This window comes from Chlorobiota bacterium (genome assembly GCA_016710285.1).
GTDB lineage: Bacteria > Bacteroidota > Ignavibacteria > OLB7 > OLB7 > OLB7.
This window is the reverse complement of the sequence record JADJXR010000001.1, coordinates 734,329-759,366: the sequence shown is the minus strand read 5'-3', so window position 1 is coordinate 759,366 and position 25,038 is coordinate 734,329. Positions and strand designations below refer to the sequence as shown.

The 25,038-nt window shown below is 58.9% G+C and carries 17 protein-coding genes; 7 read left to right on the top strand and 10 right to left on the bottom strand.

Going from position 1 to position 25,038, the window contains the following annotated elements:
• The first annotated feature begins 19 nt into the window (after window positions 1-19).
• Both IPM61_02735 and IPM61_02730 read left to right on the top strand, forming a co-directional pair.
• Window positions 20-565 carry a hypothetical protein gene (locus IPM61_02735; GenBank protein MBK8910221.1) on the top strand — a complete coding sequence of 182 codons (546 nt, stop codon included), beginning with the start codon at window positions 20-22 and terminating at the stop codon, window positions 563-565.
• A 176-nt stretch (window positions 566-741) separates the two neighbouring features.
• Window positions 742-2,016 (top strand): PP2C family protein-serine/threonine phosphatase, encoded by a 1,275-nt coding sequence (locus tag IPM61_02730; GenBank protein ID MBK8910220.1) that lies wholly within the window; start codon window positions 742-744, stop codon window positions 2,014-2,016.
• A gap of 58 nt (window positions 2,017-2,074) precedes the next feature.
• On the opposite strand, the gene IPM61_02725 is transcribed toward IPM61_02730, so the two are convergent.
• Complete coding sequence (locus IPM61_02725; protein MBK8910219.1) at window positions 2,075-2,641, bottom strand: hypothetical protein; 567 nt, start codon at window positions 2,639-2,641, stop codon at window positions 2,075-2,077.
• A 492-nt stretch (window positions 2,642-3,133) separates the two neighbouring features.
• On the opposite strand from IPM61_02725, the gene IPM61_02720 reads away from it, so the two are divergent.
• Complete coding sequence (locus IPM61_02720; protein MBK8910218.1) at window positions 3,134-5,521, top strand: DUF3160 domain-containing protein; 2,388 nt, start codon at window positions 3,134-3,136, stop codon at window positions 5,519-5,521.
• Between the two features lie 180 nt (window positions 5,522-5,701).
• Here the strand turns inward: IPM61_02720 and IPM61_02715 are convergent, their stop codons facing one another.
• From IPM61_02715 to IPM61_02705, 3 genes are all read right to left on the bottom strand, one after another.
• A complete protein-coding gene (locus IPM61_02715) occupies window positions 5,702-6,844 on the bottom strand; it encodes a PrsW family intramembrane metalloprotease (protein MBK8910217.1) in 1,143 nt (380 codons plus the stop codon).
• A gap of 89 nt (window positions 6,845-6,933) precedes the next feature.
• Window positions 6,934-7,188 (bottom strand): Smr/MutS family protein, encoded by a 255-nt coding sequence (locus IPM61_02710; GenBank protein MBK8910216.1) that lies wholly within the window; start codon window positions 7,186-7,188, stop codon window positions 6,934-6,936.
• A gap of 292 nt (window positions 7,189-7,480) precedes the next feature.
• Complete coding sequence (locus tag IPM61_02705; protein ID MBK8910215.1) at window positions 7,481-8,923, bottom strand: proline--tRNA ligase; 1,443 nt, start codon at window positions 8,921-8,923, stop codon at window positions 7,481-7,483.
• 701 nt (window positions 8,924-9,624) lie between these two features.
• Here IPM61_02705 and IPM61_02700 point away from each other — a divergent pair.
• Window positions 9,625-14,742, top strand: a complete 5,118-nt coding sequence (locus tag IPM61_02700; protein ID MBK8910214.1) for a hypothetical protein — start codon at window positions 9,625-9,627, stop codon at window positions 14,740-14,742.
• 614 nt (window positions 14,743-15,356) lie between these two features.
• Window positions 15,357-16,541 carry an aminotransferase class I/II-fold pyridoxal phosphate-dependent enzyme gene (locus IPM61_02695; GenBank protein MBK8910213.1) on the top strand — a complete coding sequence of 395 codons (1,185 nt, stop codon included), beginning with the start codon at window positions 15,357-15,359 and terminating at the stop codon, window positions 16,539-16,541.
• A gap of 71 nt (window positions 16,542-16,612) precedes the next feature.
• Here the strand turns inward: IPM61_02695 and IPM61_02690 are convergent, their stop codons facing one another.
• From IPM61_02690 to IPM61_02680, 3 genes are read right to left on the bottom strand one after another with little or no spacing between them, the layout of a single operon-like run.
• Window positions 16,613-17,830, bottom strand: coding sequence for a hypothetical protein (locus tag IPM61_02690; protein ID MBK8910212.1), 1,218 nt, complete (start codon window positions 17,828-17,830; stop codon window positions 16,613-16,615).
• A gap of 27 nt (window positions 17,831-17,857) precedes the next feature.
• Entirely contained in the window at window positions 17,858-19,396 is a 1,539-nt protein-coding gene (locus tag IPM61_02685) for a hypothetical protein (protein ID MBK8910211.1), read from the bottom strand.
• Window positions 19,393-20,241, bottom strand: coding sequence for a hypothetical protein (locus IPM61_02680; GenBank protein MBK8910210.1), 849 nt, complete (start codon window positions 20,239-20,241; stop codon window positions 19,393-19,395). Before IPM61_02680 ends, IPM61_02685 begins: the two co-directional genes overlap by 4 nt.
• Window positions 20,242-20,372: 131 nt before the next feature.
• Here IPM61_02680 and IPM61_02675 point away from each other — a divergent pair, with 131 nt between their 5' ends.
• Together IPM61_02675 and IPM61_02670 are read left to right on the top strand one after the other, a co-directional pair.
• On the top strand, window positions 20,373-20,702 hold the full coding sequence (locus IPM61_02675; protein MBK8910209.1) for a DUF2007 domain-containing protein: 330 nt from the start codon (window positions 20,373-20,375) through the stop codon (window positions 20,700-20,702).
• A gap of 183 nt (window positions 20,703-20,885) precedes the next feature.
• Entirely contained in the window at window positions 20,886-21,851 is a 966-nt protein-coding gene (locus IPM61_02670) for a phosphatidate cytidylyltransferase (protein MBK8910208.1), read from the top strand.
• A 91-nt stretch (window positions 21,852-21,942) separates the two neighbouring features.
• On the opposite strand, the gene IPM61_02665 is transcribed toward IPM61_02670, so the two are convergent.
• The 3 genes from IPM61_02665 to IPM61_02655 form a co-directional block, all read right to left on the bottom strand.
• Complete coding sequence (locus IPM61_02665) at window positions 21,943-22,779, bottom strand: hypothetical protein (protein MBK8910207.1); 837 nt, start codon at window positions 22,777-22,779, stop codon at window positions 21,943-21,945.
• 22 nt (window positions 22,780-22,801) lie between these two features.
• On the bottom strand, window positions 22,802-23,677 hold the full coding sequence (locus tag IPM61_02660) for a hypothetical protein (protein MBK8910206.1): 876 nt from the start codon (window positions 23,675-23,677) through the stop codon (window positions 22,802-22,804).
• Window positions 23,678-23,746: 69 nt separating this feature from the next.
• Window positions 23,747-25,018: a hypothetical protein gene (locus tag IPM61_02655; protein ID MBK8910205.1), complete on the bottom strand. Its 1,272-nt coding sequence runs from the start codon at window positions 25,016-25,018 to the stop codon at window positions 23,747-23,749.
• Window positions 25,019-25,038 lie beyond the last annotated feature (20 nt).

Genomic DNA, 25,038 nt, shown 5'->3' with positions numbered 1-25,038 from the left:
CAATACAGGCAAACAAACCATGACTACGACTTCAACAGCATCGTTCTTCCGCAACCTTATCGCCGCAGTGGCCCTGCTCACCTTTGTCGCCAGCCAGCAGGGGGTGGCGCAAGGTCGGCAACCGGTGACAACGCACCCGGGAGGCACGAAGGTCCCATGCAGCGAGAACCTCACCACGAAAGTCACCAAAACTCCGTGGAAATTTTCGGGACTTGGGTTCTTGCGCTTCAACTCAGCTTTCGACACTCTGGAAATCCAGTCAACTTCGGCGCAGCTATCAACGGCGATTGGTGGAAACTGGGGCAACTACACGCTGATTATCCAAGAGGCAGCGCAGTTATTCAACTACGAGTTCAACCTCTATGGGCAATGGACACGAACCGTGACGGTCACCACCAAAGGGACGAAGTGCGTGAACGGCCAACCGGTTGCCGTCAACGACGTGAAAACGTTCGATGAAGAAACGAAATGGACTCACCTGATGGGGCCGCTGGTATGGTCCGCACTGACCCCAACGAAGCTGAAAATCTTGGTTGACAACGCGGCGAAATCATTGCCGAAGTAACCACCATAACGGCCGCGTGCGGCGGCCAGATAGCAAACCCTTCTGTGGAACGGGCGCGAAGCAACTTCAGCTTTGCGCCCGTTGCTGTTTGGCATTTTTTGTTGCTTGTGAGGGCTTCGCCCAAAAGAGTGCTTGCAACTTCAGCCCTTTTTCCCCGAACTTGCCACCCCTTCCGAATGATACGCCAACAACCAACCCGCCGCCAATCGCTTCTGCGCCGCCCAGACAAGCGGGGCAGTGAAGTCCCGTTGTGGAAACTCCTGCTGCTGATTCCCACCGGGTTCATGGTGTTTTTCATGGTGATGAACTGGATCAATGCTGGCGTGCTGCCGGAGGCCGCCATCGTGAGGAAGTTTGCGGTGATTGTCATCATCTTCTCGGTCCCGATCACTTGCATCGCCCACCTTGCTACGCTTTACGTTGCGCGGTTCCGCAGCACCATGATGATGGGGCTGCGGTTGTTTGTGATCCCGATCGTCTGGCTGGCAAGCGGCCTTCTTGGGTCGGGGATCGGCATTGGGCTGGCGTGGCTGATTCAGCAGTTCGGATATATCACCCTGGAGCCGTTGGCGGCAAACCCCTCGGTGGCGACGCTTCTGCCAGTGTTTACGGGGAACAGCGTGGTGGCGGTTGCTATCGGGCTGGTGATCGCCTTTGTCCGCTCGGCAAAGCAGGAGGAATTGGAGGAACAGGAGGAACTGCTGACCACCGAGTTCCAAGCCGCACGCAGCGTGCAGCTAAGCCTTCTGCCCGATAACGAGGCCCGCATTGCCGGGTTCGACATCAGCGCAACCATGATTCCGGCGGTGGAGATTGGGGGGGATTATTATGACTTCCTTTCGTTTGCCAACGGAAGCAAGGGGATTATTGTGGCCGATGCCGCCGGCAAGGGAATTCCGGCAGCGTTGGTGATGGCCAAATTCCAGGGGATGACCCAGGCGCTTTCCATCCACGTCAGCAACCCCGCCGATCTGTTCATTGGGCTAAACGACACGCTGCGGGTCCGCTTGCACCGCCGCAATTTTATCACCGCCGCGCTGTTGGATATTGACTTCGACGACAACTGCACCTTCTTCCGCGCCGGGCATAATCCACTGCTGCTGTTCCGGCGGGGGAAAGGGAGTGTGGAGGAGCTTCGCCCGGCGGGAATGGCCCTGGGGTTGGCGCACGGCGCGGCGTTGGGGAACGCACTGCAACCGATGCTGTTCCGAATGGAAGCGGGCGATGTGGCGTTGATTACTTCCGACGGATTCACCGAGGCCGAGAACGCCGCCGGCGAGCAGTTCGGGGATCAACGCCTGTGCGACTCCTTGCTTGGTGCGGGGCGTTCCCTTTCCAGCGCGCACGCCATTCGCCAGCAATTGCTTGCCGACCTGAACCAGTTCGTGGCCGGTGCCCAGCAACACGACGACATCACCATTGTGGTGGTGCGGAAAATGGAGGATGAGTGAGGTGGAGGATAGAGGGTGAATGATGCGATGGAGCAGGGGGAAAGCGGGGTGGCTTTCTTTAATCGCTCGGTTCGTCGTCGGCTGTTTCCACGTCGGTGAAGGGGTTGTTGTCAATGCGCCAGTCGTTGCCAACGCGGACCAACCGAACCCCGCGCAAGTCGCTTTGGCCGGAGTCGCCAAGCGGGACATCCACGGTCACCAGCACCGTATCGCCACGCTCGACCGATTGGGTAACGTCGGCATCCTCATAAACGCTTACGTCGCCCGGGTCCGCTGCCGGTATCCACAACTTTCCTGCCGATTCTTTTATCCCTAAATCAACAATCAGCGAGTCAATGGCGTGGTTGGTGAATACGCCGGAAAGCTGCTGGCGCAATGCCTTCATCGAGGGGATTTTCGATGGGTCAAGCAGTGCCATTTGCACGCCGTTCAGGGTTGTGGTTTCCGTTCCCCGCATCGCGCTAATTCCCCAATAGAGTTTCCCCCCTTCGGTCAGAATCTCCACAACCGCATCTTGCGGAATCTTCCCTTCCTCGGCCTCACCCTGCCCCAGCGATGGTTCCTTGCAAGCGGCAATCGTTGCCAGCAGTGCGATGATGGCGTAGTATCGTGTGCAAAATCTCATGGTGTTCCTTTCGCGCAAGATGCGCAAACGTTACGGAGCCGCAGAAGCATTCTTTGGAGAATTGTGGCGGCGGCGGATGTGCAATTCTGCAACATCACGCTTCTGCGGTTTGACTTTTTCCGCAACCCTCTGTCTGCCGGCCTTGCAACTCTGGTGAAGCAGCATGAGCGGGGAGACCACGGCAATGCATGGTAGCGACCCCGACCTCCGTCGGGATTGATAACAGGTCTTTAGCCTGCCGAGTCTACAGGGGGATAGTAGCCGAAGGCTAAAGACCTTCGGCTACCGGTATGGACAGGCTACAGTGATGTTCGGCACTTTGACATGCACCCAGAGACCATGGCACAATTCTTGAAAGAGATGTTCGTGAATCAACGCAGCAAGCAACCGGCCCAGACGGGCATCAGCAAAACACACAGAACACCAGGAGTCCCCATTAGTAACTGCTTCGCCGTACTCAGTCGAATCCAACAGCTCAAGGAGAACGAGACGATGAACAAGAAGCAGTTTCTTGCGGTTGCAGCCTTTGCCGGCATTCTTATCGCAGCCGCTACCGCATCCACCGCAATCGCCCAGCAACCAGCCATTGCCGAGACGATCGCCGCGCCGATTACCACGCCATTCGGTATCTACTCCCCGTATCAACCACCCACCTTCCGCGCCGAGCTTGGGCGGAAGGAACCGGCCATTACCGGAGAATTCACCAACGTTCAAACTCCCGATCAGCTTCAGTGGGACCAGGATTTCACCCAGGCCGAGCGCGCACTGCTGCGCCGTACCAACGTGCTGGTGCGCCCCGAGGCCGCGGGAACCTTTGCCCAACTCTACGCCCAGGCCGATGGGGTCCCCGCGTTTATCACCACCGATGCGGTGCTGCATGGGCTGCGCGTGGCAATCAACGAAGCTGAACTGCGCATCCAGCGCCACTACCTTCTGCCCTCACTGCGTGATCTGATGTCACGGTTTTCGGCAGCGATGGCCGGCCAACTGGACCGCGCCCGCAACACCCCGGCCTACGAAGCAACCCGCCGCACACTTGCATGGGCACAGACCGCAAGCCGCTTGCTGGACCCTAACTTCTCCCCCGACCCTCGCGTGGCAAGCATGGTCCAGGAGCAGGCCGAGCAGATTGAGCAAGGAAGCGGCCCGGCTCAGTCGCCGATTATTCCCGGCGTGCGGGTCAATCCTTCCAATTTCCTTCCCGCACAGCAGCAGCTTGATGCCGAATCGGCGCGGTACTTCCGTGCGGTTGCGTGGCTAAGCACTATCGGGATAGAGATCGGCCCCGAGGCGGACCTGCTGCAGGTTCGGATGGTGATGATTGCTTCCCGCACGTTGGAGGTGCTGCAAGAAAGTGGATCCGCCGCCAGCTTCAACGACCTTTCGGACCTGCTGGCGTTCTTCCGCGGGCGTGCCGACCATGATGTCACACCCCAGATGGTGGGTGGGGCCTTGCGCGGATTCTACGGCAGCTACGGCTTTGGGTCCGCCGGAACCGGCACCGATGCCGAAGTCCGCCAGTTTGCCGAATACTTTGCCGAGCAGGCACCAACCCAATTGCAGGGGCGGGCGTATCAGTTTCACTTCCTTCCCGGGCCGCAATCGGTCCATGGCGCGCTGGTTGCACAAGGGAAGCTGGGTGAGTTCGGAACCGCGCTGGTGGCGGGATTGGCCGGGGAGGAAAACAGTTTTGCGGGGATGTTCCTGCGCCGCGCTCCCGAGCATTGGACCCAAGATGTAAGCTGGGTCACGCTCTACACGCTGCAATCGTACGTGGATGGGGGTGAGTTCGGCGAAGGATTCCCCCGGTTCATGCGGACCGATGCCTACCGCACGCGGTTGCGCCTAAGTGCGTTGGGGGGATGGAGCGATTTCCAGCACACCTCCACACTGCTTCCGGCCAGCACCGCCGTTGCAGCGCGGCAAGCAATCACCACGGCGCAGAAGGCCAGCACGGAGCGGGGATACGTCGAGCTTCAGCCGCGGACCTGGGGGCGGATTGCATCCATGGCTCGCTACCTGCGGAGCGGCTTGGTGGAAGGGCGGTTCGGCGATTTGCTTGGCACGCAACTGGCCAACAAACTGCGCGACATCGAGAACACCTCGGCAGCGATGATGAGAATCGCCGCGCTTCGGCTGGCGGACCAACCACTGACCGCCGCGCAGCAGGAGCTGGTGGCCACAATGCCGGAACGGATTGCCGCCTACGAGACCTTCACCGACGCATCGCTGCAACCGCAGGGAATGCCGATTGCCGCAGGGATTAGCGTTGGTGGGAAGAATCTGCGCGTGGCGAACGGCCACCCGCTGGCCATGTACGTGATTGTTCCGAACGACGACGATGCCGAGCAACCGCTGGTGCTGGCACGCGGGGCAATCTACAGCTACTTCGAGACCACGGCATCTGCCGAGCAGTGGGTTGACGCGATCACCGGACACGATGATGCCGCGCCGCAGGCTCCTGAGTGGGTTGGTGGGTTGGTTGCGCCGGGTGCAAACTTCGCGCAGGATGCCGCAGCATTCCGCACGGTTGGCGGCACACTCCGCAGCGTTGCCCCTTCCTACGAGCCGACCCTTGCCGAGCGCCGCAACACGCCAGCAACGGCCCAGGTGGAGCTGGAGTCGAACGTGGTTCGGCGGGGCGATGGCGAGCTGTGGTTCACGGTCCAGGCACCACGGATGAACGGAGCCACGATTGCCGTTGCAGTGGTGGATGCCAACGGGCGGGTGATCTACCGCTCCTCGGAAATCCGCATCGAAAACGGCCAACGGTTCGACATGGTTCCGCTTGAGAATATCACCAACGGAAACTACTTCCTGCGGGTGATTGATAGCGACAACCGGACGATAGGATCGGGACGGTTCATGGTGGTGCGGTAACGGGGCGCACGCAGCCCACGGGCGGGCGCGTGCCACCGGAAGACATTCTCTTCTCCTGAGCAATCACGCGCGGGAAGCGGCTTGGCTAGCGGCTTCCTGCGCGTGAGTTTTTTTGCGACCCGCCACCGTTGGCGGTGCGGGGAAGGGTGAGGTTGTGGGGAAGGAAGTTGGGGAAGAACCTCACTGCCGAATCTGCTGGCGCAGCGTCTGCATTTGCGCCATGTGCCCATGTTCGATCTGCCGCGATTGCTCGTTTGGTTCGGTTCCATCCCGTTCAATTCGCCAGCGGTGGAAGGCCAGTTCGCTGGCGGTTTGGTGGAAGCGTCGGCAGGCCAGCCATGAGCGGTGGCCGCCGCGCAGCAGTGCGCGCCAGCTGCGGCGCATCCGCTTCATCGAGCGGTTCAACGATTGATATTCTTCTTCGGTGAGCAACCCCTGGTGGAAATCCCCGGCAAGGTGCTGGCGGATGATATCCCCCTCCCGCTTCAGCGAGAAATAAACGACGATTCCCACGCCGAAAAACGCCGGCATCATCACCACAACATAGACTCCAAGGAAGACCTCGCCATTGGTTGACGCGGATAGATTCCAGAGGGCATGAAGAAAAATTGCGGCTGACAGACCCAGCAGTGGGCCAATCCACCGCAGCGATTTTTTCCCGGACTGCCGCGCCCATCCAAGCCCAATCCCGGTCATCACCGTGAACAAGGGGTGGCTGAACGGGGCAATCATGCCACGCAGCACAAAGGTTTGCGCGGCAGCTTCGCCCCCTTCGCTTAACGCCCGGCCGTAGTACAGGAAATTTTCCACCATGGCAAACCCCAGTGCCACCATTGCCGCATAGACGATGCCGTCGGTGATGTTATCGAACTCATCGCGCCGCCAAAAGAACAGCGCGAACAACGCCAACCCCTTTGCCAGCTCCTCAACAATCGGTGCCGAGATTGTGGCCATCAGTTGGTTGGCATCATCGGCCGAGAGCGTTGCGGCAACCACGCTCCCAAACAGCGTGTTCAGCACGTAGCTGATGAACACCGCGCCGGTTGCTCCCCACAGGAACGCATAGACCAGCAGCCGTGTCGGCTCCGACTCGAAACGGTCCAGCCAAAGCGCGATGGAGATGTAGATCGGTGCCGGAAGCATGGCAAGAATCATTCCTTGCAGAAGGTTGTTCATCCCGACTTCAGCACCGATTAAGCCCACGGTAAGCAGGCCCAAAAACATCACCACCATAAACCCGCAGCCAAACGCGCGCGAGCTTCGTTTTGGCTTTGCGGGGGCGGCTGGTTCAGGGAAAGGCAATGGCTTGGCTGGTTGCAGCATGGTTGCTCCGCAGAATATCATGTGGAAGATGCGCGAACATACAGGAGAAGAGCCAAACAATAATGCTGCCAGCGTATTTCCAGCGCAGCTTACTTCCAGCGAAAGTGAATAAACACTCGCCCAAAATTTTTGCTATCCTTTTCGATGCGGTGATACAGGGCTTTGATCTCCTTCTGTTCAAGAAACCGCAGCACGTGTTTTTTTAATTGCCCCGACCCCTTGCCCGGGATAATCTCAACCAGTGGAGCCTTTTTCTCCACCGCCTCGCGAATGATGTCGTTCAGCGCGCGGTCAATGTCGCGCCCTTTGTTGAAGATGTCGTGAAGGTCAAGTTTTAATTTCATGCTTGGAAAAATCTGAAAGTGTGCGCCCCCTGTGATTGATATAGGGCGAGCGGAAGAGTGAATATCTGGCGTAGGGCAAAAGAGTTCACGCGGTAAACACAAGGAATTCGTTGTTGGAAAGGGGTAAAGATGGTCGCATAGCAGTCCGGCCTCAGAGAGTTAAAAAATACCTCCGCTCATGCTGTCTCCTTCGGTCGGTTCAGAAATGGAGTTCAGCATGAGCAGAGGTTGTATTGCCGTGTTGTTGTTGCCGCTATCGCGGTCTTCAATCACGCTGTTTTGCTTTGGCGCGTTAGTACGACTTCGCGAACACTGCCACTTCGGTGGCTTCGGCACCGGTAAGGAAGCAGCGCCCGGTCCCGCCCGGCTGGTCCATTGGGAAGCAGCGGAGCGTTGCGCCGGTTTCATCCTTCAGCTGCCGTTCATCGGCTCCGGTTCCGGCCCACCATGCGCGCGCCCACTGGCCGTTGGCAATCACGCCCGCGAACTCCTCCTTCGTGGAGACATCAATGATATTGGCATCGCGGAATTGAATGGCGCGTTGCAGCAGCGATGCTTGGATGTCGGCCAGCCATTCGGTTGCCACCCGCCCAACGTCGTCGGCAGGAATTCCGAACTGCTTCCCTTCCTTCCCGGGGCGGTCGCGGCGGGCGAACACCACGGCGTTTTTCTCAACATCCTTCGGCCCAATCTCAATCCGCAGCGGAACGCCCCGCATCTCGTACTCGTTGAACTTCCAGCCAGCGGTCTCTTGCTCGCTCAGGTCCGCTTTTGCGCGCACCCCTGCGTCAAGCAATGCCTGCTCAACGCGGCCCACCATCTCCTTCACCGCGGCTTTCTCGCCATCATTTTTCCAGATTGGGATGATGATTGCCTGCACCGGGGCAAGCCGTGGCGGAAGCACCAGCCCTTTGTCGTCGCCGTGGGTCATAATCACCCCGCCAACCATGCGGGTGCTGACCCCCCACGAGGTCTGCCACGGGTGTTCCAGCGTCCCCTCCTGCGTTAAAAATCGGGTCCCGAAGGCTTTGGAGAAATTCTGGCCCAGGTTGTGGCTGGTTCCGGCTTGCAATGCTTTGCCATCCCCCATCATCGCCTCGATGGTGTAGGTGCGCACGGCCCCGGCAAACTTCTCGTTATCGGACTTCCGCCCTTGCACCACGGGGATTGCGGCCTCGTTATACACGAAGTCAACATACACATCCAGCATCCGCAGCGTTTCTTCTTCGGCTTCCTCGGGCGTGGCGTGGGCGGTGTGGCCTTCCTGCCATAAAAATTCGGTGGTGCGCAGGAACGGGCGCGGGCGCAGTTCCCAGCGGACCACGTTCGCCCATTGGTTAATCAGCAATGGGAGATCACGGTACGATTTCACCCACTTCTCAAACATGAAGTTGATGATCGTCTCGCTGGTTGGGCGGACCACCAATGGTTCCTCCAACTCCTTCCCGCCGGCGTGCGTCACCAGCGCAAGCTCTGGCGAAAATCCCTCAACGTGTTCGGCTTCCTTCTGGATGAAGGAGTAGGGGATGAACATCGGGAAGTAAGCGTTCTGGTGGCCGGTGGCTTTGAAACGTCGGTCCAGTTGGTCGCGGATATGCTCCCACAATGCGTAGCCGTATGGCTTGATCACCATGGTCCCTTTCACCGGACCATAATCAACAAGCTGTGCGCGTTGAATCACCTCGATGTACCATGCCGCGTAATCTTGGCTGCGCGGCGTAACCGCTTCGGACATTCGGAAACTCCAATTGATGATAAATGAATGTTCGGAATAGTGTGAGCTAAGCACCGCCACGCTATCCGCCGCCCAATATACACGAAGGGGAGCATGGGGGATTACACAAGACGTTTCCGCTGCGGCGGAAGATGCCAGGTAGATGTTGCCGTAACCCTCGCTCCCCTGCTTCGCCGCAAGCGACGAAGCGTCCCCCCAATGCTGGGGGGAAATGGGTCGGTGCTGTTGATCGTTTTCTCACTGAATCCCAAGTCATCCTCTGCCAGCCCCTCCCCCAGCATTGGGGGAGGCGGGGAGGGGGCGAGTTGGTAGGCTTGCCCGTGTTTGGTATCACCCCACCCTCCCGCAAGTTTTCCCCAAACCCTCCCGAAGCGTCCCCCTCCTTGGAGGGGTGCCCGACAGGGCGGGGTGGGTTCGGGGGAACGAGCGAACGGGCGGCGGTTTCGCGTTGGTCACCGAGGCCTTCTGATCCTGAGATTCGGTAATGAGCGCAGCTTTGGATGTGTCCCCACCCCCTCGCCCCCTCCCAAGAGGGGGAGCAACGCACAAGGCCGCGCACAGAGCCGCACGAGTGCCCCCCACCAGCGCAATTATTACTCACGCGCTCCAGCAATTTTCTTCTTTGCTGCCTGCAAGATATCCCCCATCTTTGCCGCTGATTTTCGACGAATAACCGTTCCTCATCACTGCTGCCAACCGTTATGAAGAAACTCTCCTTCTGTACTCGCGCCTCTTCACTCATCCTGCTTGCCTTGCTCTTGCTGGGCGCAACAACAATCTCCACCGCGCAAATCCCGGGGTCTCACCCGATGACCGACATCTACGGCCACATGGGGATCGGGACCATTGCGCCGGACAAATCGGCAATCCTGGACCTATCCACCACCACCGCTGGCTTCCTGATGCCACGGATGACCACTGCCGAACGCAACGCGATTGCCAACCCAGCAACAGGGTTGATGATCTTCAACACCAACTCAAAGACGATTGAGTTCAACATCGGAACCGCCTTCGCTCCGATCTGGGACACGGTGCTGACGGTCTCCACAGGGAGCGGGATATTCTGGAGCCTGACCGGCAACGGAGGGACCAATCCCGCAATCAACTTCATTGGAACCACCGACGGCCAGCCGCTGGTGGTTCGGACCAACAGTGTGGAGCGTTTGCGCGTGGCAGTTACAGGTGAGGTGGGAATCGGGACGGCAGCACCGACCGCTGGGCGGTTGCTGGAGGTTGCGGGAGCAGCCGGCGCGGCGAACGTGCGGTTCGGCTCGGCAAGCGGCGCGGCTGATGGGAGCGTGTGGGTACCTGGAGCCACCGACGGGGTTATCACCGCCGACGGAAATGGCGACCTGCTGAAGCGAACCGCAACGGCAGTGGTAGGCTCGGTAGCGTGGCTGAGGACCGGGAACGCCGGCACCACTGCGGGAACGAACTTTGTGGGAACCACCGACAACATGGCGTTTGAGATTCACGTGGATAACGGAGGCACCGCCACCGAAGGCCGCCGCCGAGTGATGCGGTATGAGCCGAACGCCACCAGCCCGAACATCATTGGCGGGTTCAATGGGAACAGCGTGACGGCCGGTGTGGTTGGCGCAACGCTGGCGGGCGGTGGAGCCAATGGCAGTTTGAATACGATCACGGATAATTATGGAGTGGTAGGTGGTGGCAATGGCAACCGTGCAGGGGATAATGGGGGGACAACGTCCGATAGTCGTTATGCCACCGTTAGTGGTGGAGGGAACAACACGGCATCAGGGCTTGTTTCGACCGTGGGTGGAGGAGCGAGCAACACCGCATCGGGGGGGGCTTCGACGGTCGGTGGCGGAGTGAGCAACACGGCATCGAATTCGTATTCGCTGGTCGGTGGCGGAGGATTCAACATGGCATCGGGGGTCTATTCAACCGTGGGTGGAGGATATAGCGACACCGCATTGGGAACTTCTTCAACTGTGGGTGGAGGATATATCAACATGGCCTCGGGGGATATTTCGACGGTGAGTGGTGGACAGAACAATACGGCCTCGGGGGGTATTTCGACGGTGGGTGGCGGACAGAACAACACGGCCTCGGGGGATTATTCGGCGGTGGGTGGCGGACAGAACAACACGGCCTCGGGGGATTCATCAACCGTCGGTGGTGGATATGGCAACCACGCCTCGGGGCTTGCCTCGACCGTGGGTGGAGGATTGAGCGACACGGCATCGGAGTTTGCTTCGACGGTCGCTGGCGGATATCTCAACAAGGCATCGGCAAATACTTCGACCGTGGGTGGCGGACGGAACAACACGGCATCGGAGTTTGCCTCGACGGTCGCTGGCGGACGGCAAAACGTTGCATCGGAGGAGTATGCAACGGTGGGTGGCGGATGGCAGGATACCGCATTGGGGCTTGCTTCGACGATCGGTGGTGGGTATCTCAACACGGCATCAAGGGATTACTCAACGGTGGGTGGCGGCCAGCACAACATGGCATCAGGTTTTACCTCGACGGTGGGTGGTGGAAGTAGCGACACAGCATCGGGGGATTATTCAACGGTTGGTGGCGGATTTACCAACACGGCATCGAGGCAGTATTCGACGGTGGGCGGCGGAAATAGCAACACGGCATCGGGAGCTGTTTCGACGGTGAGTGGAGGATTTACCAATACGGCATCGGGGGGGGCGGCGACCGTGGGTGGAGGAAGTAGTAACACGGCAGTGCAGAACTATTCGACGGTAGGTGGAGGATATACCAATGCGGCATCGCAGAACTATTCGACGGTGGGTGGCGGAAGTGGCAACACGGCATCGGGGGGGGCTTCGACAGTGGGTGGCGGAAGTGGCAACACGGCAGCTGGCCATTCCTCAGTAATCCCGGGCGGCACTGGCCTAACGCTGGATGCCGATGCCGACGGCAGCTTTGGCTTTCTTGGTGGCAATACTGGCGGCCATAACATGACGATCTCCGCGGACAACGTAGCCGTCTTCGGCAACACCAATCTCTGGCTTGCCAACAACAACAACGCACCAAGCGAGCTACGGTTCTTCGAGGCGTACAACGCTTCCGGGAACTTCCCGAACACGGCAAACTACACGGCGTTCAGAGCGCAAGATCAAACGTCGGACATCACCTACATACTGCCAGCATCGCCCGCAGCCAGCAACGGGGATATTCTCACCTCAACGACGGGCGGAGTGATGCAGTGGTCCGATGCCGATTCGATCGTGACAGCCAACGCCTGGGGCCTAACGGGCAACGCGGGCACCACCGCCGGAACGAACTTTGTGGGAACCACCGACAACGTGGCGTTTGAGATTCGGGTCAACAACACCGGTGCGGCTACTGGCGGCAACCAGCGAGTGATGCGATTCGAGCCAAACGCCACCAGCCCGAACATCATTGGTGGGTTCAACGGGAACAGCGTGACGGTTGGTGTGGTTGGTGCAACGCTGGCCGGCGGTGGGGCCAATGGCAACTTGAACAGGGTCACCGATGACTATGGCGTGGTGGGTGGTGGGCGGAACAACCATGCAGGGGATAATAGTGGGACAACATCCGATCATAATTATGCCACCGTTAGTGGCGGATTGAACAACACCGCATCGGGGGCTGGTGCAACGGTGGGTGGAGGATCGAGCAACACCGCATCGGGGATTGGTTCGACCGTGGGTGGAGGGCAATTCAACACGGTATCAAATTCTTCTGCAACGGTGGGTGGTGGACGGGACAACATGGCATCGAGGGATGGTTCGACCGTGGGTGGAGGAGTAAGAGACACGGCATCGGGGGATAATGCGACGGTCGGTGGAGGATTTACCAACACGGCATCGGGGGATGCTTCGACCGTGGGTGGAGGAGCGAGCAACACGGCATCGGCGGCTGCTTCTACGGTGGGTGGGGGACGGATCAACACGGCATCGGGGTTGCATTCGATGGTAGGTGGTGGATCGAACAACACAGCATTGGGGAGTTATTCGACGGTGGGTGGAGGAGTGAGCGACACGGCATCGGGGTTGTATTCTACGGTGAGTGGAGGATTGACCAACACCGCATCGGGGGATGCTTCGACCGTTGGTGGAGGATATAGCAACACGGCAGCTGGCCATTACTCGGCAATCCCCGGCGGCACTGGCCTAACGCTGGATGCCGATGCCGACGGCAGTTTCGGCTTCCTTGGCGGCAATACTGGCAGCAATAACATGACGATCTCCACCCCGGATGTAGCCGTCTTCGGCAACGCCAATCTCTGGCTTGCCAACAACAACAACGCACCAAGCGAGCTACGGTTCTTCGAGGCGTACAACACTGCTGGGGCATTCCCAAACACGGCAAACTACACGGCGTTCAAAGCGCAGGATCAAACGAGCGACATCACCTACACGCTGCCAGCATCGCCCGCAGCCAGCAACGGGGATATTCTCACCTCAACGACGGGCGGAGTGATGCAGTGGTCCGATGCCGATTCGATCGTGACAGCCAACGCCTGGAGCCTGCTTGGCAACGCGGGAACCACCGCCGGAACAAATTTCGTAGGAACCACCGACAACGTGGCGTTTGAGATTCGGGTAAACAACACCGGTGCGGCTACTGGCGGCAACCAGCGAGTGATGCGGTTTGAACCAAACGCCACCAGCCCGAACATCATTGGCGGGTTCAACGGGAACAGCGTGACGGCTGGTGTGGTTGGTGCAACGATTAGTGGTGGCGGCATTAATGGAGGGACAAACGTCATCTCCTCGAACTACAGCACTATTGGCGGCGGAAGGAGTAATGCTATTGGGGCTTCGTCCAGCAACTCCACGATAGCCGGAGGGGTGTCGAACCAGGTAGGGGCCAGTGCTGGCAACGGGACAGTGAGCGGCGGCTTGGGGAACGTGATTGTTTCGGGCGACCACACAACGATCGGTGGCGGATTCAACAATCGGATCAACACCGGCGCGTTTGGCTCGACGCTTGGCGGCGGCACGAACAACATCGCCTCATCGCACACCTCGGTGATTGATGGTGGGAACGCCAATTCTATCGGCACCAGCTCGCAGTTCTCCACCATCGGCGGCGGCCATCAGAACACGATTAACAACTCTGCGTTCGAGTCGGTGATTGCTGGCGGCACTACCGACACGATTGAGACGGGAGCCACCTACTCTACCATTGGTGGTGGCACAAGCAACGCTATCCGCTCAAGCTCCACCAGAAGCGTGATCGCTGGTGGCTACAACAACGAGGTTAGTGCTGACCGCTCCACGATTAGCGGCGGCGAGTTGAACGTGATTAGCGGAGCACGCTCGGCAATTCCGGGCGGACGTGGCCTGACGCTGAGCGGTGCGGGGAGCTTTGGCTTCCTTGGCGGCAATGGTGGCAGCAATGACATGACGATCTCCGCAGCCAACGTAGCCGTCTTTGGCAACACCGATCTGTGGCTTGCCAACAACGACAACGCACCAAGCGAGCTACGGTTCTTCGAGGCGGAAACAGGCACAGGGGCGTTCCCAAGCGGAACCAACTACACGGCGTTCAAAGCGCAGGATCAAACGGCGGATATCACCTACACACTTCCGGCGGCCGCGCCGGCCGGTGCTGGCAATGGTGTGCTGACTGCCAACGCGGCGGGAACAATGTCCTGGGGGTCGCATCGCCGTGTTGCGGCTGTGGCCGGAACAGCTCAGGTCATTGCCGACCCAGCAATCACCGCCACCAGCACCGTCATCGTCACGATTGAGGGAACCGTGGCCTCTGGAACTATCACCGCACGCACGGCTGGAACCAACTTCACAGTGACGACGAACGTTGCGTTAGCAACTACTGATTTTATCAACTACATCATCCTCCCCTAATCTGCGGTGCTGGCAAAAGCCAACCGAAGGTGGAGCCTGAACCCAACGCCCGTTCCGAACACCGGAGCGGGCGTTGTTTTTTTCTTGCTCCCCCTCTCCGTCAGTTGCATTGGCGTTACTCGGGAACGAAGCCACGGAGAGGGGGGTGGGGGGGGGTGAGGTCCAGTAGAGTCGGGCGGCTTCGGCCTGCCGCTGCCTTGCGCCCCCCTGCTTCGCCGCAAGCGGCTGCGCGTCCCCCCAATGCTGGGGGGAAAGGGGTGATAGAAAGATTGGTTGTTCGCTGTTGCCCGGGGCATTCTCTGCCGGCCCCTCCCCCAGAATTGGGGGAGGCGGGGAGGGGGCTACTGCGGTGGCGGCGTGGTAGGCTCCACCGTCCCTCGTATCACCCCCACCCAACCCTCCCCCGCTGGGCAGGGGAGGGAAGATGCCGCCGCCCCGACGAAGGTCGGGGCGGCTACCTCTCCGTCAGTTACATTGGCGTTGCTCGGGAACGAAGTCACGGAGAGGGGGTTGGGGGGTGAGGTTGAGGTTGAGTAGGAACCGGCGGAGGGGGATAAATTCCGAAGGCTAAAAACCTGTTATCAACGATTCTCACAAACACTATCCATTGACCAATGGCCAATATCCAAGCCCTTCCAACGGCGGCCCGCATTCAAGCGTTTGGCATCACCATTTTTAGCGAGATCAGCGCGTTAGCACGCGGCGTTGGCGCGGTGAATTTGGGGCAAGGATTCCCCGACTTCGATGGGCCAGAAGCCGTGTTGGACGCTGCCGCCGCCGCCATCGGAAAGGGGCATAATCAATATGCCATCACCTTCGGCGAACCCGAGCTGCGCCAGGCGATTGCCGAACACAGCGCACGATTCTACGCCCAGCAGGCCGACCACGAGCAAGAGATCACCGTCACCAGCGGAGCTACCGAGGCGATCTTCTGCGCCGCGCTGGCGTTCATCAACCCGGGCGATGAGGTGATTGTTTTCGAGCCGTGCTACGACAGCTACGTTCCGGCCATCACCTTCGCCGGCGGCATTCCGGTTCCGGTGGCGTTGCACGCGCCTGACTTCCGGTTCGATCCCGATGAGCTTCGCCGCGCCGTCACGCCGCGGACCCGCGCAATCATCATCAACACGCCCCATAATCCCACCGGAACGGTCCTCACAAGCGATGAGCTTGGAATCATTGCCGATCTGTGCTGCCGCCACAACCTTATCGCCATCACCGATGAGGTCTATGAGCATATCGTGTTCGACGGCGCGGCGCACCAGCGGCTGGCAACCTTCCCGGGAATGGCGGACCGGACGTTGACCATCTCTAGCGGCGGCAAAAGTTTTTCGGTGACGGGGTGGAAGATCGGTTGGGCCATTGGGCCGAAGCATCTGCAAACGGCGTTGCGCCGGGTCCATCAGTTCTCGGTGTTTGCCACGGCAACGCCGTTGCAGCACGCCATTGCCCACGCGCTCCGCCTGCCCGACAGCTATTTCCGCGAACTCCGCGCCGCCTACCAAGCCCGCCGCGACGCGCTTGCGGCAATGCTTCAGCAAGCGGGGTTTGCCACGGCGGTCCCGCAGGGAAGCTACTTCGTTGTGGCCAACGTCAGCGGGTTCGGGCGTGGCGATGCCATCGAGTTCAACCGCTGGCTGATTCGTGAAATTGGCGTGGCGGCAATCCCCGTTTCGGCGTTCTACCTCCGCCCAGGAAATGGGGATCACTTGCTCCGATTCTGCTTCTGCAAGCGGTGGGAAACGTTGGAGGAAGGGGGAAGGCGGCTGCTGAAGATTGCGGAAAAAGGGGGCGGGTAGCGCGGGCGATCCTTTTCGCGAAGTTTTTACGATTGAGGGAAATAAGGCCTTGCGGCTTCTTCCCCCCCTCCCTAAAACAAAATCACTGGCGAGAGCGCGACGGAGAATGCTGGGCGGTAAGGTTCTCGCTGGCCGAAGGTCCCGAAGAAGGTGGCTTGCAGGCCAATGGCATCGGTGAACTGCTCGCGCCAGGTTGCCACCCAGGCATTGCGCGACAGTTCCGTTAGCAGTTGCAGGCCAATGGAACGGCGCAGCATCCCCGATTCGTTCGCCAACCCGTACTCCATTCTGATCAGTGCCTTAAATCGGTCGTCGGCAGTGCCCATGGCTACTTCCCCTTCGCTGCGGTGGATCCGCTGCACGGCTTGGGTGTAGGTTAAGCCCAGGCGCGCCCGCAAGTAGCCATCCCCCAGCGGCCAGCGGCCCAGCGGAATCGCGCCATGCACCAATGCCGAACGCCCAAACGCCCAAGTGGTGTCGCCCGATAGTGGTGCGCTGCCAATGGCTTCGGCGGGATCGGACCAGGTGAGCGCGCCGCCAAACGACTCCCCCTCGAACGACAACCCCACGCCAGCGGTGGCATCTAACCCACGCGCAAAAAATGCTGTGTGTTCCATTCCAAACGGCAGCGGAATTTCCCCCCAAAATTTCACGTTCCGCCAGCCAGCACCGGCGCGGATCTTCCCGTACGATGCCGCAGGAAATCCCAGATCGTCATATCCCAAGCCTATCCAACCGCGTAACTCCTTCCCAACCTTGTAGCTGGTTTCAAACAAGGAAAGCTGGCGCGGGGGAACGTCATCCACGGCGCGGAAGGCAAGGTCGTAGGGGGCGGGGCGGAAGCGGCTGGGGTCGTAGTTCACCACCTCTTGCGGGGTCCAGGCTTCGTTCAGAACCCTGAATTGTTGGTTGCGCCAGAAGCAATTGCGCCGCACCAACGAATCCAGAATGCCACGCGGAAGGAACCGGTCGAAATCGCGATCCACCACAATCTTCCCCATCACCAACTTCATCAGCTGCCGCGACTCCTTCGCGGTGGCGGGATCCACGCTCACAAGGACGATAACCTGCAACGGGTCGTCGAGCCGTGCGGTGGGGAGTGTGATGTCGTCGCGGGTAAGCCATGTGTTGGCACTGTCAATCACGCGCCGCGCAAGCTCCTGCCGCAAGTTGAAATCTTTATCCTGAATGGTCCACGACTCAATGTATGCCTCCTGCATCTGCGCCGTAAGCGTGACGGCCCAGAAGAAAGGGATCAAGGAAACGATGGTTTTCAGAGTTCTATTCAACACGTGATGAGGTTGTTGGTGCGTGAATCACTGGCAGCTGAATTGCACATTGCGCGAGCGTCCGTTGGGGTCGCGGCTTCCCCGTTGGTCAAGGATATGCAGGGTGATTGGTGTTTCCCCCTTTCCCTTGCGCCGCAATTTCCACGTCTGCTGGTGGGCTTTGGTGCGGCTGTTGTACTGGTAATCATCTTGGATTGGATCCTCCACATTCCCTTCATCCACCACCAGCTGCCCTTTGTTGGGAATCCCCCGCACGCTGCCGTAGCTGGTGGTGCGGATGGTGATAAAATTGGCATCGGAGCAATCGGGTTGGCCGTTGAAATTTGGCGCGGGAAGCGGCATCACCGTTGCCGAGTAGCTGTCGTACCGCTTGCGGTTCACAAACCGCACAAAGGTGATGTTCCCGGTCCGCGATGGCGTGAAGTTGATGCGTGCTCCGCCGCTGGCAATCGTGTCGGTGCCAACAACGGCGGCCACCTGCACAATCTCATTCGGGACACCTTGCGAGCCGAACTCTATCACGTAATTCTCCCCAACGTACATCTGCCGCGGAAGGTCGGGACCATCCAGCGGCGATGCGTCCACGGTGAAGGTGGCGTTGAAGGTTTGGCGGTCGCTGGCGCGGATCCCCCGCAGCGTGATCTGCTGCTTTCCGCTGGCCGGAGCCACGCCGCTGATGGTTAATCCATTGGGATTCCGAATAACGCTGACGCTGCTTGGCGACGCGGTGAACGTGATGTCGGGCGAGTTGGTAAACCCGGTGAAGAAGACTTGATTTCTCCACGTTGAGCCGGGCGCGGCAATCACCGTTGGCGATTGCACTTGCAGCTCCCCGCCAATCAGCGGAATCCCCAGCGGCTGCGGCGGAACGGGGGTAAGCATCGAGAGGGCGGCAAGGCTGGTGTCAATCGCCGCGCCGCTTCCCGTTGCGGTATCGGCGGTTGAGCTTTGGCGAAGCGCGGCAACGATATCACCATTCAGCCCCATCATGGTAACGGCAAACGTTACCGAGTCGCGAATGGAGCCACGCCGCCGCAAAATTTCAATCACCCGCTGGCGCAGTTCAGGGGGGCGGATCGATTCCGGCGGGAGTGGGGTTGCCACGCCGGCCACCGTCACCAGATAGACCCCCTGGCGTTGCGGGGCGCATGGCCGCCAGCGGAATTCGGCGGTTGCGTTCCCCTGCTGCGTCAGCGAAGCACATTCCACCGGAAGCGTCTGGCCGCTTGCCGAATCGCGAATGGCAACAATGGCGAAACGAACATCGGCAAAGGTTCCGCTGGCAACAATAAGGTTGATGCTGTCGCGCCGCAGCCGAAGCCCAGCCGTATCAACCGAAGCTCCGGCAGGGATGAACGGATAGACCAACGCCGCCCGCTTTGCCCGCACCTTGAAATCGCGAAGCGAAAGCTGCACAATCGCTTCTTCAAGCTCGGTGTCGCCCCCTTTGTTCACCAGCGGCGTGGTTCCTAACAGAAGGATAATGGCCGAGAGATAGAGGACGAAGTAGAGTTCAACGGAGACCTTCCGGCGGCGTATCGGGCCGCGCTGCACGGGGGCGTTCATTGTTCCGCCCCCTCCCGTTGTTGCATCGGGGTTGCGCCCTCGGCTCCGTTTGCGCCATGCCGCAGCATCCGTTCCATTTCGCGGCGGACGTGATACTCCAATTCTTTGCCGAACATCATATCTATCCGCTGGTTCATTCCGTCAATCGCGGCGGTCAGTTGGGAAAGGAGGGTGTTGGTGGTTTCCAGCCGTTCGGCGTGCGATTCCAGCAAGTTCAATCCCTGAATCGCCGCCACCCGTTGCGCAAGCTCGCGGATGCTTTCCTCCTGCGTGCGTGCAAGCTGCTCCATTTTCATCCCAAGCGTGGCGTAGGTTCCGCCAATGTCCTCGATCTCATCCAGCACCTCGCGGATTACGTCGCGCGCGTCCTCGTCGTCGCTGGTTGCGGCGGCTTCGGGGACCTCCAACTCAACGATTTCATGGTGGTTGTCCTCGGGGGAGTAGAACAGGACCAGGAAGAGGATCAGGAGCATGCACGCCTCGATCCCAATGCCGATCAGGGCCACTTCCTCCGAGAGCAACCCAGCAAACCGAAGCCCCAAAAACACCAACAGCAGCACCGCGCCAAAATAGACCAGTGCCTGCACGTTGTTGAAGTAGTGCCGGACGACGATCTCCTCCATAAACAGCCGGAACCCATGCCGAAGCCCCAGCGGGTGGCCGATGTTGAACGATGCGTCCTTGCTGACAATGCGGACCTCCGCGCCGGAAATGGCAGTGCGGAGCAGCCGCAGCAACGAAGGGATCACCGCGCTTCGTTGCTCGATAATAAGATCATGCCACAGGTCCTGGTACAGGCGGCGACCCGATGGCGTTCCAAGGTTAGAGATGGTTTTCTGGTTCATCCGGTGCTGAAATTACGACTTTGCACGCCCCAACCGCAATCACGAACTACCGCAAAGCCTGCTTGCCGCCGTATCTTGCCCCCCAATCTTGATAATCCGCACGGCATATTCCACGCAATTCTGTTGTATCCATGCTCTCCTGCACGATCTGCCTAAATCTTGTTCCTGATGGTGTAGAAACCTGCCCATACTGCGGCAGCCAGCTTGAGGTTGATGAACTGATCGTGGCGCACCAGCAGGTGGAGTGGGCGATTATTCGGACGGTCAGCACCGACATCGAAGCAAGAATCGTTGCCGGGCGATTGCGTGCCGAAGGTATCCCCGCGTTTGTGCTCTCGCAGGTGGACACCACTCGCGGGTTTACCGTGGGTGCGCTTGCGGTGGCCAAAGTCTTTGTCCCCGAACATCTTTGCGACGAAGCCGAGCAGATCCTTGGAACCGACGCAGAGGAGCAAGAGTAAAGCCTGCGGGGACGGCTCTTCCATCTCTACTCAACCTCACTTCCCGCACACGCTTCGTGATGTTGCTCCTATCAGAGCAACGCTTCGGCAAGTGATGGAAGGGGGGGAGGGAAGAGGAAGACAAAGCAGGTGAAGGGAGTGCCTGCTCTATCCAATCAATCAACAACCTCTTGATTTTTTTCCATGAGCGATAATCAACCCACGGGGACCGCGCCTGCAATGCGGGGCTGGCCGCATGGCCCAACGGCATTCGAACAACGCCACGGCAACGGAACAATGCGCGTGGTGACAGCAATTATTGGGATACCGATTGTGCTTGGCGCGGTCTGGCTGGGGGGATGGGCATTTTTCGGATTAATCACGGCGGCCAGCGTTGGCGCGTTGCTGGAATTTTATTGGATGGCAGAAAAAAAAGGTGCACATCCAAATAAAATCCTCGGGGCGGTGGCGGTGGTTCTGCTCTGTTTTCAGTACGCCCAGATAATTTCTGTGGGGCTTGCGCTATTCACAATACGGCTCCCTTTTTCCGACCTGCTTCTTCACAGCATCCCGATGCTTGTTCTTCTGGTCCCGGTTGTTGTTTTGCTTCTGGAGATGTTCCGGCGCACCGAAGGGGCAATGGTGAATAATTCCGTGACGATAGCCGGGATTGCCTATATCGGCCTTTGCCTTCCCGCATTAATTGGAATTCAACAGCTGGGACCATTATTCGGAGCGGGCGAGAAATTTTCATTTTATATGATTATGGCCATTTTAGTCTCCATTTGGACCTGCGATTCGTTTGCGTATTACGGTGGCCGCTTATTTGGCAAGCATAAATTATTTGAGAGAGTTTCGCCAAAAAAAACATGGGAGGGAGCAATTTCTGGGGCTTTCGGCGCGGTTGGCGCAATGCTGGCAATGCGTGCGCTTGCCCTGCCATTCCTGACCGTTACCGACGCCATAGTTATGGGATTAATCTGCGGGATTTTCGGTCAACTTGGGGACCTTGCCGAATCGCATTTGAAGCGGGACGCAGGGGTGAAAGATTCTTCGCAATTAATTCCTGGGCATGGCGGCATTTTGGATCGCTTCGATAGCCTCCTGTTCGTCTCGCCGATGATCTATCTGTACTTGCTGCTTCGCCTGGCGGGAATGTGGTTTCGGTGAGAATAATTCAAGAATAATTCAAAGGGAGTGTTGAGCCAATAAAAAAATCCCGACAGCGAAAAACTGTCGGGATTTTTTGGGATCGGAATATTTATTTCGCTTGCGGCGCGGCTGTTGGTTTTTTGGGAAGCGGAGGTGCCGTCACCTTGTAACCTGCGGGCAGTGCAAACATTGAATCGGGAATTGCCACATTCACGTTGATTTCTTGAACTTTCAAAATGTGGTGCGTTTTGGCTTGGGTGAATTCCCCTGCTTCGCGCAAAATTATTCCGCGCCACAGATACCACTGCACGGGTCCCCCCGCCGCTTGCATCTGAACAATCCGGCAGCGGTAGCCGTTGATAGTAGTGTCGCCAACGTGTTGGGCGCGTTGCCGTTTCAGCAACCACTCGGCAAAGGGGATTGTTTTGGAATCGGGCGATGCTGCGTAGTCGTCGTCAATGCGGTTCGGAACCTGTTGCGCGGTTCGGCTGTCGGGGTCGGCAGCGTAGTAGTAGTCCGGCGTGACGATGGTCATGGTGTTCCGGATTGGCCCCTTTGCCCCCGGGGGATAGGTTGCGAATTTATCTTCGATCCGCTCCTTCAATCCGTAGTCATCGAACATCACAATCCGCTCCCCGCGCAGTTGTTCGCCATACCGCAGCACCAGCCGCCCCGATTTTACGCCGTACCGCGCCACGCCCCCTTCCGGCGAGCGAAGCATCAAGGAGTCGGCGGCCAGGTCCTTCGGTGCGGTTGCAATGTTATCGTTGGGTGAGGTCGTGTCAATATCCAGCACAGTCCCTGGCGGGGGGGGTGGCTGTTGTGCGGAAGTTTTTGTGGAGTCGCTTGGGTGCTGCGCAGCATCCTGCTCGCAAGCGGAACTGCCAAGCAGTAGCAGCCCCGCAAGCATCATCAACGTTCGCCGTTGCATCAGTGGTGTAGTCATCAAGAATAAGGGGTTGGCCTTGTTATTTCTGCGGTGCGGGTGCAGCTCCTGGTGCGCCTTGTGGGTTTGGCGAAGGCGGAGGTGGAGGCACTTGCACGGTGTATCCCGTCGGAACTTTGAAAAGTGAATCGGGAACCGCGATGTTCAGTTCGATCTTCTGCAGCATAAGGGTGTGATGCTTGTTCATCTGGGTGTATTCCCCTTCCTCGCGGATGACGATCCCTTTCCAATACCACCACCGCACGGGCCCTCCTTGCGAAGCGATTTCGTACATCGTGGCCGCATAGCCTTGCAAATTTTCCTCTTTTACCTTCTTGGCTCCGCTCCGTGCAAGAATATAGTCGGTTAATGACATCTTGTTGGAGGAATCGGAGGCCAGATATTCCTGCATAGCGACGTTGGGGAGTTTATAAGCAGTTTTTGTCTGGCTTTGCAGCGAGAATCGTTCGGTTGGGGTTGCAATGGACGTTCCTTCTCGAACCCCTGAGACTGCATCTGGGGGGAATTGCATGAATTGATCCACGGTGTATTCCTTCAAGCCGTAGTCGTCGAACGTGATGACCCGTTCGCCGCGCAGGTCGCCATCGTAGCGGAACGTCAGCCGCCCGGATTTCACGGCGTAGCGTGCCGGCTGGCCTTCTGGGGTGCGGATCGGCACCTCTTGGTCCACCGCAGGTGCGGTTGGCATTTTGGAGGAAGGGCGTGCTGTGTCAATGGTGGTCGGCAAGCTCTGGTCAATGTTGGCCACGGGAACCGGGGCTTTTTGGGCGTTGGTGTCCGTTGCCGCGCCCGATTGTTTTGGCGCGTCATCGGCATTGCCGCTGCCGCAGGCGGTTGCCCCCAGCAACATCAGGCCCGAAAGGAATGTTGCAAGCATGGATGAAAATGATTTGTTCATGGTTATTGTTCGGTTGGATGTTGGTATCGCTATTGACGCGAGGTTGCCTTGCTTCCTCTCGCTGTTTCTTTACACCATCTCTATTGGTTGTTTCTTCAGCAGATGGTTCAGCCACAAGTTTGCTACTTTTTCCGAAAGGCTGTTTGCCCGAAGGCGCGATTCAAGGAAATGGAAATCCACGCTGTCCAGCGGCTGGTCCTGGTTGAAGCAACTGAAGACGAACCCTTTCTCTTCCCCCGTCACCGGATCAACATGGCGCTGGATGCACTGGGCGCAGACCTCTTTCATCATGCACTGCATCGGCGAGTTGATGGAGCCGATTGCCGTGTGCGGGCCAAGATGCGGAGCCAGCACCCCAAAGCGGGCTTGCCGAACCGCGTTCATCATTTTATCGGAGCCGATCACCACCAAGCGGTGCGCGCTGTTCATCGGCACAAGCTGCTGGCCAAGCTCCCCGGTGGCGTAGGCGATCATCGCCTCCAGGATATTCCCCCGTTTGTAGGCATCCTGCGGGCGGCGCGGCACGATTTCGGCTCCGGTATCGCTGCTCCAGATCACTTGGTCGGCCGATTCCTCCACGTCTTCTTGATGGAATAAATCCTCCCCTTTCCGGTAGCCAGCAAAATAGATCACGCGGCATCCCTGGCGGCGCATTTCTTTGCCGATGGAGAAAAGCACGGCGTTCCCCAGCCCGCCACCGCAAAGGATCACATTTTCGTTCGGTTCAATTTCGGTGGGGGTTCCGGTTGGTCCCATCAGGACCACTTGATCGCCGGGTTTCAGCATTGCGCACAGGCGCGAGCTTGTCCCCATTTCCAGGGCGATGGTGCTCATCAATCCACGCTCGGTATCCACCCAAGCACCGGTCAGCGCAAGGCCTTCCATCAGCAGGGGTGTTCCCTCAATAACGGTGGCTGTGGTCTCGTAATTCTGCAGCCGGTAGAACTGCCCGGGGTGGAAATGCTGGGTTGCCGCCGGGGCATGGATGATAACCTCCACGATGGTCGGCGTAAGCCGGATAACTTGGTGGACGGTTGCGATGAACTGGCCATCGAGCATTGCGCCGAAGGCATCCCACTCGGCATCGCGGGCGGGTTGGTCGGCGGGGTCCAGCGCGGCTGCGTAATCGCTGAAAAGCTGCGCCACGTGCGGGTATCCATCCTTTGCCGAAGCCATCGCTTTCACCACGTTCCCCGCGTATCGGGGGTGGTTATCGCCGTAGTAGCTGATAAACCGCCCGGCGTTGTTGTAGGAAGTGAAGAACCCCGCCTCCCCCTTTGCCGCTTGGCGCAGAAGAACGTTTTTCAGGTTCTGATGATCGTTGCTGTTGGTCGTGTCCACTATGCTGTATGTATTGGGAG